Consider the following 12,171-nt stretch of genomic DNA (forward strand, 5'->3'; position numbering starts at 1 on the left):
GTATGTGGTTTATAATAGTGCTCGTTTACCTTTCTTTTGTTCTACAAGAAAAACTCCTGCTCTATTGTAGGCTAAATAGGAGTTACGCTGATGTAAGACGGAAACTCTATTTCTAAGCGATTCTTTTGCTGGATTTGATTAGTTACACTCTAATCAGTTACATCTCAGTCTTCCATCTAGATCTGCCAAAGAAAATACGTGACATGACTCCTCTATGTTGCAAAGTCTATCTTATCCGTATAGAAATCAAGTAAATAACTAAGTGGCGAAGAAATCTCTGTTTCGTCAAGGTATCGAAAGTTCTGCTTAGATAATTTGGTGTTGATTTTTTCCATATTATTAATGTTTAATTGGTTGGTAAACCATATTTTGAAATTCTCAAAAAAGACAGATCAGGTTATTTAAATACCTAAAATGTTTCGATTTCAGTTTCTTTTGCGTATTTTTCATCATAATTACTTAAAGGTGATAAGCAATAGGTGCATTTATTTGTCTTTTTTTGAATACATGCTCCTATGGTTTCGTAATAGTTTTTAATGATTTGACAATAGGTTCCTCTTGAACACGTTGGCATAAAGCAAACGGTTCACCTCGAATAAATTTGGGACAAACGTTAGTTCATTATTGACATCAAACCTTACAATGTAAGCCATTATGGCGCGATAGTGGTTTCATTGCACTATTTTGTAATCGTAAATTGTGCGTAGGATAAATGAACTCACAAGTTCAAATGATCGCATATACCGCTTAAGGATATTATTTTATAATTGTTAGCCAGATTTAAGATAAATATTTTTCTTAAACAAGATGAAAGAGAAAATAATTTATAATATCAAAGATAGGATAGTTCAGATCGCACAGGAAAAGGGAATTAATATGTTGGATTTCTTCAACGAGTTGGGATTGTCTTATGGCAATTTTAAGGGAGTTCAAAAGAAGTCCGCTTTGAGCTCAGATGCCTTGGCTATGATTTTATCTGTTCATAAAGATATTAGCCCAGCTTGGCTTATCTTGGGAGAAGGGGAAATGTTCCAGGATGATAGTAAAACGCAAGAACGAGCAGATGCCTATTTAAATGCAGAGCTTGAAGGGCTGAGTTATACGGTCATCCATTCGATGCAGCGCATTATATCTTCCCAAGAAGTGACGATTAAATCACAAGAGAAGACAATTGTCACCTTGGAGAAACAATTGGCGCTATTGGAGCGCGAAATAGCTTTATTAAGAAAAGACTAATTATAAAACGAAGTTATATGGACAATTTATCACTTACCGTAAAAGAGCGTATCCTGCTAATTGCCGGCCACGCTAAACTAAGTAAAATTGAGTTTTTCAAAGACCTTGGTATGTCATATGCCAATTTCAAAGGCGAACAGAAAAAATCGGGATTAAGTTCCGATGCACTTTTAAAAGTATTGTCCAAATATCCTGGAATTAACCCTTCATGGCTGTTGCTAGGTGAAGGGGAAATGTTGAGAACGACTCCTTTGGCGGAAGCAGAAAAAAAATCGCTAACTGTGCAGCCATCAGATGAGCTTCATCCTGAATGCGAACTTACGCAGGTTATATATGATAAAGTTCAAAACATTAGCCAGCTGATAGAAGGATACGCCTTGCATCTTCAATCCCTGATAAAACGTATCGAAACGCTCGAAAAGAAAGACAAGGGTACGAAAAAGAAGAAAAAGAAAAAATAGTGCGTGCTGAGCGTACTGAGAATCTGGCAATACCTATGCGTAAAATAATTTTTGTTGTGGGATTTATTGCCTGCATGTTTGCTGTTTTTTTTGTGAATGCGCAGACTAAAGAGTGGAGACCGCTATATACTTCACGTTGGGAGCATTTGCTGTCTTCGCCGGAGAATAAAAGCTCAATATTAGGTGTTCTCTGTACCGAAGCTCCGATTACAGTGCTGGATTCTACACGTACACATTACAAAATCAGGGTGAGCAACGGAGATGTAGGTTATATAACCAAACAGCCTTTGGGAAAATATATGGTTTCGAAGAAATCTCCAGGAGAGCCAGTGCAATATTTCTACCGTGGGCCTGAAGGGCAGCAGGGACCACATTTATATGTACAGGTGGCCGAGCTTCGCGTCCGTAGTAAACCCTCCTTAGATGGAGGAGTGGTTCGTCGTGCACGTCTTAATGAACATACTTCGTTAGACTATTACCCACTGTATAATGACGGCTGGGTATATATAGGTGATCATTTCCATGAACAGCCGGAGTATATACAGGCCAAGTACCTGGGAATGGAACTGACCTATGCAGAACTTTTGAAAGCGTATCTGAAAGTCAAAGATAAGGATATCACAGAAGAACTGAATGCGGCTAGCCGGCTGCGTGAAATCGGGTGGTCGAGTAACAAAGCAGATATGTTGCAGGCGCTACGTTATTACAAAGAATCCTGGGATCGATCAGGACAGACCAATCCCAAAGTGGATATGGAGTTTGAGCTCCTTCTAGCTTCTAAGCTCCAGAATCTGGACTATGAGGTTTATGAGAAGGAAATGCGTAAGCTTTCTATGTACTACCTAATACATGGCAGAAGACTTTGGGATGGTAAGATTGCTGAAAGGGAAGCGGCTGATCTGAATCTGAAAAAAGTTAAAGATATTCCCGATTCACCGGAATGCGGTTGGGAACCTTTGTTCTTCTACCGATCAGCAGATGTAATTCTGGCATTTGAAGAGGATTATCCTGCAAAGAGTAGAATGGTGGGGTCGGTGTATTCGATGAATTTTGTGGAGCAGCATGCTCTGGTGCTCGGAAAGGAAATTATAGATGGCAGCTATAGCGAGAAAGATTTCGTTACTAAATTTGGACATCTCCTGACGGTAGATTGGGCTGCGAACCCCCACTGTTACCGTATCGCCAATGGGGATGCAGGCTTCTTTGCCATCACCTTCAAAAATGGTGTGCCTGTTGCTTTTGAGTCAGTTTATTATTGTTAAGCAATAATTAGCCGCTAAAACATCTATCTTAGATTAATATTTTTTCAATATCTAGTTACCGAATTGATAATCAAGTGTCTGAAACCGATAAAAAATTTATATTTTGGTCGTGCTTGAGGACACTTCTTGATTCATTTTGAGATTCTTAATTGATTGCGGGCATGACAGGAATAGAAACGCTTTTCAAAGAATATTTTTTACGGTTTATGCGTATCCTTTTGTCAATTCGGAAATAGCTAAAGATATAGTCCAAGAGGCCTTTATAATCTTAATTGACAGAACCGATATCCTCGCTCGTCCGGAACAAGTGATCAAAAGTTTTTTGCATAGTACTGTCAAAAACCAATGTCTAAATCATAAACGAAGGGAAGCTACTGCTGAAAAGGTGCATACTGTGCTGCGTGCAGAAGAAGAGGGGACTGTTGATCAGGTGGCGATGATAAGTATGGTATCAAAGCGACAGATAAAGCAAGTCTTCGAGATGCTATATTAGCCGAAAGAAATATCGAATTCTCGTTTGAAGGTCACCGTTTTTGGGACTTGAGAAGAATGAGACGCTTGGACCTGTTGAATAATAAAACGAAATTTGGTGTGGAGGCGATTGCTGTTAATCCAGATGGTTCTGAGATGGAGCTGACTGCTGCTGCTAATCTGGCAAAGACGTATCAATTGAAAGAAAACCAATTTAAGTATGGCGTACGACAGGTGCCAAATACGGGGGCAAAGGTAAATATTCTACCGGATACGTATTAATTTTTCCCTATTTCGCAGGCGTCGATTGATAAAAATCCGAAATTGTTGCAGAATAAAGATTGGGGAGGTACATTCAATCCGACTTTGGAATAAGTACTTAAATAATAAAGGCACCTCTTAAAGTGCCTTTATTATTTATTTTCTTTTAGTCTGTCAGTTCCATATGGAACAGTGCTGCAATATGTTTTTTAAGCTTATTCTTGACCTCGTCCATGTTTAGTCTGTAGCCCAGCTCGCGCTCCATGGAGGTGACATCTTTGTCATCGATACCACAGGGTATGATATTGCCAAAATAATTGAGGTCAGCATTGACATTGAATGCAAAACCATGCATAGTGACCCAACGGGAAGCGCGCACGCCCATAGCACATATTTTACGGGCTTTGTCGTTGTCAGCATCGAGCCATACGCCTGTAAAACCATCATAACGGCCAGCTTGTATGCCGTAATCGGCTAAGGTCAATATGATGGCTTCTTCTAATGTGCGCAGGTAGAGGTGGATGTCGGTAAAGAAATTGTCGAGATCTAATATCGGATAGCCTACAATCTGCCCAGGGCCGTGGTAAGTGATGTCGCCACCTCGATTGATCTTATAAAACTTCGCATCCTTTTCTTTTAGCCCCTCCTCGTCCAATAATAGGTACTCCGGGTGCCCGCTTTTGCCTAATGTATAGACATGAGGATGCTCGGTGAATATAAGGTGGTTTGGGGTAGGGAGAGTAGTCCCATTGACCCTATTGTCGTGCTTAACAACCAAGGTCTCTGCAAATATTTTTTCTTGCCTATCCCAAGCCTCTTGGTAGTCGACCAAGCCCCAGTCGGTGAATTGAACAGTTTTATTTTGCATTTTGAGTTATCGAGTTATCGAGTTATCGAGTTATCGAGTTATCGAGTTATCGAGTTATCGAGTTATCGAGTTATCGAGTTATCGAGTTATCGAGTTATCGAGTTATCGAGTTATCGAAATAAATTTTTGCTTACAAAGTTACGAATTTAAGCTTGAGATTAGTTTAAGAATCATTCGTCTAAAATAAATAAGCTGTTCTATTTCTTTGGTAGGGTCATGTATAAATCCTAAAACCTTAGCTATTTCTAGTTGAGTCTCTAATTCTGATATAGAACCTAAGGCAATATGTAAAAATCTGACCTATTCTTTCTTTCCGTTTCTGCCAGCTCCTTCTGCGATGTTGGAAGGGATTGATACCGCTGCGCGAAGCATTTGGTTTGTTAACCCAAATCGCTCTTCAGCAGGGAAACTTGATGTAATGGAGTAGATATCCTTGACGAACAGAATACTGTTTTGCCATATTGTCAGATCTTTGTGGGATTTGATCATAATGAATATAATTAGTCTATCTTACTAAACTAGCTAATTATATTTGAATTATATTCGGAACTTGTTAACAAGATAACTCGATAACAAGTTCACTATCTTTAACCCTGCACTATATAGATACTTGTTAACTGGATAACACATAACAAGTTAACGTCTTCACTCCCTTCACCTAATACAACAAATTATTATACGGATACCTCTTGTTGTGCAAGTCCGATATCACTTCATAAAGCTTAGCTTTGAATTCGTCGATATTCGTTTTGTTGGTCGCCGACAGGAAAATCGCTGGATCTGAATTCTTTGCCATCCAGGAGTTTCTAAAGTCGTCTAATGTTACCTTGATCTCCTCGCCGTTTTCATCAAACTCTACTGCAGGCTTGAACAGATCAATCTTATTGAATACAGTTATGGTCGGTTTGTCCAGCGCATTGATATCCTTGAGCGTTTCATTCACAGCGATGATATGGCGCTCAAAATCCGGATGGGAGATGTCTACGACATGTATCAATACATCAGCTTCGCGTACTTCATCCAATGTCGACTTAAAAGACTCCACGAGATGGTGGGGCAATTTTCGGATAAAACCTACTGTGTCAGACAACAAAAAGGGTAGGTTGTCGATAACAACCTTGCGTACTGTGGTATCGAGCGTTGCGAATAGTTTGTTTTCGATAAGCACATCAGCTTTGGAGATCATGTTGAGGATAGTCGATTTACCCACGTTGGTATATCCGACCAAGGCCACACGGATCATTTCACCGCGGTTTTTGCGCTGTGTCTCGTTCTGTTTGTCTATTACTTTCAACCGTTCTTTGAGCAAGGAGATCTTATTCAAAATAATACGTCTATCCGTCTCAATCTGCGACTCCCCAGGACCACGCATACCGATACCACCTCGCTGACGCTCCAAGTGTGTCCATAATCGGGTAAGGCGAGGTAGAAGGTACTGTAGCTGCGCTAGCTCTACCTGTGTCTTTGCTTGGGCGGTTTGCGCATGCTTTGCAAATATATCCAAAATCAAACTTGAACGATCCAAGACCTTGCGCTGTAATTCTTTCTCGATATTACGAAGTTGGGATGGCGAAAGTTCGTCATCGAAAACAATCATATCGATATCCTCTGCCTCTACGTATTCTTTAATTTCCTGTAATTTTCCAGTACCTACAAAAGTAGCGTGCTCCGGCTTAGCCATCTTTTGTGTAAATACGTTTTTGGTGTCGCCACCTGCGGTCTCTACAAGAAAACGTAACTCATCTAGGTACTCCAACGCAGTAGCTTCGGATACTTCGGGTGTAATGACTGATACTAGAATAACAGTTTCTTGTTTTATAGCGGTGTCGTATATCTTAGTTTTTCCCATATATGTCTTTTATCACTTGTCCTACGGACTACTATAGTAGAGAACAAGAAAACAAAGATAAATGTTTTTGAATTAAAACCCCGAGGCAGAAGCTTAAGAAATCTTATCCCAAGAAATTCCAGGACTCCGTTGGTTGAGGTAGTTAACTAAGAGGTGATTGCGAGGGTCTGCCAGCTGCGGATCTTGTTTGAATAGGGCGATCACCATGTTGCGGGCATTCGTTAACAAAGCTTGGTCCTTGGCAAGATCTGCAATCCGCATTTCCAGTACGCCCGACTGTTGTGTGCCGGAGAGATCTCCAGGGCCACGTAGCTCAAGATCCACTTCTGCGATTTCAAAACCGTCATTTGTACGTACCATCGTGTCTAGTCGTTTGCGCCCTTCTTTACTCAGTTTGCTGCCCGACATCAGGATACAGAAAGACTGCTCGGCGCCTCTACCTACGCGTCCGCGAAGCTGATGCAATTGCGATAGACCGAATCGTTCCGAGTTTTCGATCACCATGACAGAGGCGTTGGGTACGTTGACTCCCACTTCAATAACGGTGGTCGCAACCATAATTTGTGTCTCTCCTTTGATGAACCGCTGCATTTCAAAATCCTTGTCCTTGACAGGCATTTTTCCATGGACAATACTGATCCGGTATTGAGGGAGTGGAAATTCTCGCGAAAGGCCTTCTAGTCCGGCCTCTAGATATAGCAAATCCATCTTTTCGCTCTCCTTGATGAGTGGGTACACAATGTAGACCTGTCTACCCTTGGTGATTTCATCGCGGATAAACCCAAAAACACGTAAACGTTGGTTTTCGAAGAAATGTACCGTTTTGATCGGTTTACGCCCTGCAGGCAATTCGTCGATGATGGAAATATCCAAATCGCCATATAATGTCATGGCCAATGTTCGCGGAATCGGTGTTGCTGTCATCACGAGCATATGTGGCGGTATGGTATTCTTACGCCATAACTTGGCACGCTGTTCTACACCGAAGCGATGCTGCTCATCGATTACTACAAAACCAATATTTTTAAATTTTACTTTGTCTTCAATCAAAGCATGTGTACCAATCAGTATGTCCAACGTCCCATCTTCCAGCTCTTGGTGGATGATCTTACGGTTTTTAGTACTCGTGGATCCGGTAAGGAGCTTGACAGAACAGATGTCTTCACCGAGTAACTCTTTGAGTCCATTATAATGTTGGGTAGCCAATATTTCTGTAGGGGCCATCATACAGGCTTGATAACCATTATCGATGGCAAGTAACATGGCCATCAGCGCAACGACAGTCTTACCCGATCCTACATCTCCCTGTACAAGTCGGTTCATTTGGGCTCCCGTATTACTGTCTACACGAATTTCTTTTAAGACACGCTTTTGGGCATTTGTGAGCGGAAAAGGAAGTCGCTCGTTGAAAAATCGATTGAATTTATGACCTACCTTATCAAAACGATGCCCCCTGAATTTTTGGGTATTGAGTTGTTTGTTGCGCAGCAGCCGCAATTGTATAAAGAAGAGTTCTTCAAATTTCAACCTGCGTGTTGCGGCATTGAGCTCTGCCACCTGTTGCGGAAAATGTATATTTAAGAGTGCCTCTTTGCGCCCGATCAGCTTCTGCTCTCGAAGTATGTAGTCGGGCAGGGTTTCTTCGATACTTGAAAATATAGTTTCGAGCGCCACTTGCTGTAAACGCTGGATCCCTTTGGTATCCAAGTTGAATTTTTTGAGTTTTTCCGTAGAAGAGTATACCGGCTGCATAGTCATGTTGCCTATTTTCTTTTCGGTAGCACTATACAACTCCATTTCAGGGTGAGTGATAGAGATTGTTCCGTTAAATTCCGAAGGTTTACCGTAGGCAATGTAAGGAGATCCTACTTTAAGACTCTTCTTGAGGAAGGGGATACTTTGAAACCAGACCAGTTCCATTGTTCCTGTTTCATCCTTAAACTGTCCTACGAGCCGTTTACCTCTGCGTTCACCAAGTTCTTGAAGGGAGATCAATCGGCCTAATACTTGTGCACCAATCAGATCTGCATGCACTTGACGTACTTTGTGGAATTGGGTACGGTCGATATAGCGAAAGGGGTAAGTCTGAACTAGATCTGCAATGGTGAAGATCTGTAGCTCTTTTTTCAGGATGTCCGCTTTCTGCGGTCCTACCCCCTTGAGGTATTCTATCGGAGTTATTAAAGATAAATTAGCCATTCCTAAGAATGGCTAATTTACAAAAGTTAGTCGAAAGATTATATATAAGGGGTGGAATGGTCTATTTTAATTTGTTTATTTTATCCTGTACTTGAGCTTTAGTACCTACAGAAAGCTCCTGCTCCGTGAAGGTGATCACCGAATTGGCTGCTACCGTCACCTGCTTGATGCTATAAGCTACAGCTCCATTGCTCTCTGATACAAAAATCACGTGCAAGGTCATGCCTACTGGCACGAAGCCATAGTGTTCTGAAAAGAAATGATCTACTTTATCATAGGTGTCCAATTGTGCCAAGAGGTTCGGTTGGTCCTGATAAGCGAGGTAAATAGCGGCATTGTCCTTGTTGTATCCGGCAGGTACTTTTACTTTGATCTGTGTTTTAGGATCAGGGAATGAGGCGAATCGGTCTACATTAGTCCACCCAAATTCAGTGCCCCATATGCTGTAGGATGCCATGTCGGTATTGATATTCATACCTGCCTCTTTGCCTTGACCTTTCACCTCTTCCCATGCAAGATTGCCATCCTGGTCGATATTGCCATTCCACAACTTCATGGCTGCATCTAAAGTTCCAGTGTTGGAAGCTGGGATCGATACATTAAACATACAACCGGATTTTAATTCTTGATCCCCCTGCATGATTTTGATATTGTACTGTCCGCCAGTGATCAAAGGCTCTTTCTTGCCTGAATCGTGTACTCCCATGACCGGTTTATTGGCCATTACCATGTTTCCACGATCATATATTTCAATAAAAGATAGTGTGGCGTTGCCGGTTGCGGGACTACCGTCTTGCTGGCGAAGGCAGTTTGACTGAATCTGTAGTTTGGCTCCTTTAGCAGAGGTAAAGGTTATTCCATCTTCGATCTTAAAGTCTTTTCTTTGCGTCAGGTCGGATATGGCCTTAGCGCGTATATCCTTAAAATTTGTGGCCGATGGTCCTGTAATTTCATCAAAGGCGCTATTGTCCTTGCAGGCGGTTACAAGCAATGTAGCACATAAAAGAAGTGCTGGTAATCTGAAAGTAGTTGTTGTTTTCATACCTATAAAAATTTAATTGATAAATGTTTTTCATCGTTAAGATGGAATCTTCAATTGGATTCATAGGTATATAAAGAGGGAGGTAGCATTGTTACCCCCCGCTTCTAATAATTTTTTTTAACCTCTCCAGGCTATAACAGATATCTCGACATTCACATTGCGCGGTAACGTCCTTACAGCTACGCATTCACGCGCAGGTTGGTTCTCATTAAAATACTGGGCATAAACTTCGTTTACGGTAGCAAAATCATCCATACTGGATAAGAATATAGTGGCCTTGCAAACATCTTTGAAATCATATCCCGCATGATTTAGGATGGCCCCCACATTTTTCAGTACCTGATGAGCTTCATCAGCTATGCCCGTATTCACAAGTTCCATGGTCTCTGGGTTGAAAGGGACTTGTCCAGATACATACAACGTTTTATCTGCTTTAATTGCTTGGTTGTAAGGCCCGATTGCTGCAGGCGCTTTGTCTGTGTTGAAGATTTCTTTTTGTGACATATTACTTAGCTATAAATATTTTATAAAGGATACCCAAAACAAACACGGAAATAGCAATAATGTTGATGATGCGCAAGGCTTTTATGCTCCCGTTGGTATGTTGTTTTGGCTGCTCCATAGTGTGAGGTTTGTGTGTGCAACGAAGTTACAAACCTACATAAATTTGCTTTTACACGCAATATAATTGCGTCGTAATATAAAAGCGAATTTTGTAGCTCTCCTTATCCATTTAGATTCTTTTATAGAGGAAATATTTCTAATTTTTCTTCTAAACACGGGGAGTAAATTGATCTGGTCAAAATTTAAGGAAGGTTTTCTTTTGCGGCTAAGTCACCGGCGCGGGTGATAAGGTTTTGCTTGATCAAAACCTTAAGAAAAATCAAGGCTGTATCTTATTTGTTGCTCCAGTAACGCGATGGTGTAAGCGCAGTCCCTAGGTCTCTTACGCTCCAATCCCATGCGAGGACTGGGATCTGCTGACAACTCTACTAGAAGTAAGATACTACATACACACCATACCTACTTTCACTGCCAAATAAGCTAAGGCCGGTTTGGAGCCTGTGAATAGAATAGAGGAGCCGCGATCAATAGACAGTACCTTAAAACGACCTTGTAACATATGGAGTCAAAGGCCGACTTAAACATTAAGCACTTCTTTCCACTTTGGACAAGGTCGCCTTAGCGAATCGGCAACAGCAGGTATGGGAATCCTTTGGGCCGATACGGTATAGCGACACGCTTTTGTCTACTTTTGGCAAGACAAAAGTATAAGCCAGTCGAGGCTTGAGAGACAAGAAGATGTTGATTTTAAACCTTCATTTTAATCAACAACCTGTAGGTTTCAGAATCGCGATATTGGTAATAAAAAATATTTATATTGCAGGATATAAAAGAAAATCATGTAGATGAAAGAAGAGATAGCCTTATACAACGGAACCATTTATTCCGAATATGATATTATAAATGATGGTGCATTATTAATTTCGGACGGTAAAGTATTAAGGACAGTGCCTGCCAACCAAATTCCTGCTGGTTTTGAACCTGTGGATGTCGAGGGTGATAATATTTGTCCTGGGTTGATTGATTTACAGATCTATGGTGCTGGTGGAAGTTTATTTTCTGCAGATCTCACGCTCGAGTCGTTGATTCATATTGAAGAGACTCTACTTGCACAAGGTTGCACGTCATTTTATCTGACGTTGGCAACCAATACGCTAGAGGTGTTTAGAGAAGCGATACGTGTGTACAAAACAGCTAAACCTCGTAATACACTTGGGTTACACCTCGAAGGTCCGTTTCTCAATCCAAAAAAACGTGGCGCACATCCTGCAGAACTTATCTTAAAGGCAAATGTAACATTATTAGAAGATTTGTTGGCTGACGTGGCTGATACGGTAGGAATGCTTACTGTTGCACCGGAACTGTTAAATGAGGAATGTCTGGCTTACCTCACATCCAAAGATATACTCGTCAGTGCTGGACATAGTGATGCTACATTTGAAGAAGCCACATCGTCTTTTGCTAAAGGGATAGCGACAGTTACACATCTGTGGAATGCGATGTCCGCATTACATCATCGGGAGGTAGGATTGCCAGGAGCAGTATTTAATCATGATAAGGCCTGTGCCTCAGTGATTGTTGATGGTATACATGTAGACTTTGAAGCAGTCAAACTGGCTAAAAAGGTTATGGGGGAGCGATTGTTCTTAATTACTGATGCGGTCACGGATTGTAATAAAGATATTTATCACCATGTGTTGAATGACGATCATTATGTGTTGCCAGATGGCACGCTGAGTGGTTCTGCGATGACTATGCTAGGCTCCATCAGAAATTGTGTCGAAAAGGTTGGACTGCCATTGGATGAGGCTATTCGTATGGCGACTGTCTATCCAGTTCGATTGATCAAACGTAAAGATCTCGGTCATTTGAGGGCAGGAGCAAAGGCTAATGTGCTTGTTTTTGATAAGGACTTTAATGTGAAAAAGGTTTATTTTGAGGGAGAGAAAGTGTAGTTT

At 41.2% G+C, this 12,171-nt stretch carries 12 protein-coding genes and 1 pseudogene; 6 read left to right on the forward strand and 7 right to left on the reverse strand.

What is annotated here, in order from left to right:
* Nucleotides 1-212: 212 nt before the first annotated feature.
* Entirely contained in the window at nt 213-335 is a 123-nt protein-coding gene (locus G7B20_RS19605) for a hypothetical protein (protein ID WP_262886564.1), read from the reverse strand.
* A gap of 472 nt (nt 336-807) precedes the next feature.
* Between G7B20_RS19605 and G7B20_RS10385 the strand changes: the two genes are divergently transcribed.
* The 5 genes from G7B20_RS10385 to G7B20_RS19470 all read left to right on the forward strand — a co-directional run bounded on the left by G7B20_RS10385 (nt 808) and on the right by G7B20_RS19470 (nt 3,712).
* Nucleotides 808-1,236 (forward strand): hypothetical protein, encoded by a 429-nt coding sequence (locus G7B20_RS10385; RefSeq protein WP_164110966.1) that lies wholly within the window; start codon nt 808-810, stop codon nt 1,234-1,236.
* Nucleotides 1,237-1,253: 17 nt separating this feature from the next.
* Nucleotides 1,254-1,697: a hypothetical protein gene (locus G7B20_RS10390; RefSeq protein ID WP_164110968.1), complete on the forward strand. Its 444-nt coding sequence runs from the start codon at nt 1,254-1,256 to the stop codon at nt 1,695-1,697.
* Nucleotides 1,698-1,732: 35 nt separating this feature from the next.
* A complete protein-coding gene (locus G7B20_RS10395; RefSeq protein WP_164110970.1) occupies nt 1,733-2,959 on the forward strand; it encodes an SH3 domain-containing protein in 1,227 nt (408 codons plus the stop codon).
* 136 nt (nt 2,960-3,095) lie between these two features.
* A complete protein-coding gene (locus tag G7B20_RS10400; protein ID WP_164110972.1) occupies nt 3,096-3,452 on the forward strand; it encodes a sigma factor in 357 nt (118 codons plus the stop codon).
* Between the two features lie 11 nt (nt 3,453-3,463).
* Nucleotides 3,464-3,712 (forward strand): RagB/SusD family nutrient uptake outer membrane protein, encoded by a 249-nt coding sequence (locus G7B20_RS19470; protein WP_240452875.1) that lies wholly within the window; start codon nt 3,464-3,466, stop codon nt 3,710-3,712.
* Between the two features lie 145 nt (nt 3,713-3,857).
* Here G7B20_RS19470 and lipB read toward each other — a convergent pair whose 3' ends face one another.
* From lipB to G7B20_RS10435, 6 genes and pseudogenes are all read right to left on the reverse strand, one after another.
* On the reverse strand, nt 3,858-4,559 hold the full coding sequence (gene lipB, locus G7B20_RS10410; RefSeq protein WP_164110974.1) for a lipoyl(octanoyl) transferase LipB: 702 nt from the start codon (nt 4,557-4,559) through the stop codon (nt 3,858-3,860).
* Between the two features lie 138 nt (nt 4,560-4,697).
* Nucleotides 4,698-5,048 (reverse strand): annotated as a pseudogene (locus G7B20_RS10415) (four helix bundle protein).
* Between the two features lie 169 nt (nt 5,049-5,217).
* Nucleotides 5,218-6,408, reverse strand: a complete 1,191-nt coding sequence (gene hflX, locus G7B20_RS10420; protein ID WP_164110976.1) for a GTPase HflX — start codon at nt 6,406-6,408, stop codon at nt 5,218-5,220.
* Between the two features lie 93 nt (nt 6,409-6,501).
* The gene (gene recG, locus G7B20_RS10425; RefSeq protein ID WP_164110978.1) at nt 6,502-8,607 is read right to left on the reverse strand and encodes an ATP-dependent DNA helicase RecG; all 2,106 of its coding nucleotides are present in this window, start codon (nt 8,605-8,607) and stop codon (nt 6,502-6,504) included.
* 61 nt (nt 8,608-8,668) lie between these two features.
* Nucleotides 8,669-9,649, reverse strand: coding sequence for a hypothetical protein (locus tag G7B20_RS10430; RefSeq protein ID WP_164110981.1), 981 nt, complete (start codon nt 9,647-9,649; stop codon nt 8,669-8,671).
* 117 nt (nt 9,650-9,766) lie between these two features.
* Complete coding sequence (locus G7B20_RS10435) at nt 9,767-10,153, reverse strand: RidA family protein (protein WP_164110983.1); 387 nt, start codon at nt 10,151-10,153, stop codon at nt 9,767-9,769.
* 905 nt (nt 10,154-11,058) lie between these two features.
* Here G7B20_RS10435 and nagA point away from each other — a divergent pair.
* On the forward strand, nt 11,059-12,168 hold the full coding sequence (gene nagA, locus G7B20_RS10440) for an N-acetylglucosamine-6-phosphate deacetylase (RefSeq protein WP_164110985.1): 1,110 nt from the start codon (nt 11,059-11,061) through the stop codon (nt 12,166-12,168).
* Nucleotides 12,169-12,171 lie beyond the last annotated feature (3 nt).

This window comes from Sphingobacterium sp. xlx-96, assembly GCF_011007365.1.
GTDB lineage: Bacteria > Bacteroidota > Bacteroidia > Sphingobacteriales > Sphingobacteriaceae > Sphingobacterium > Sphingobacterium luzhongxinii.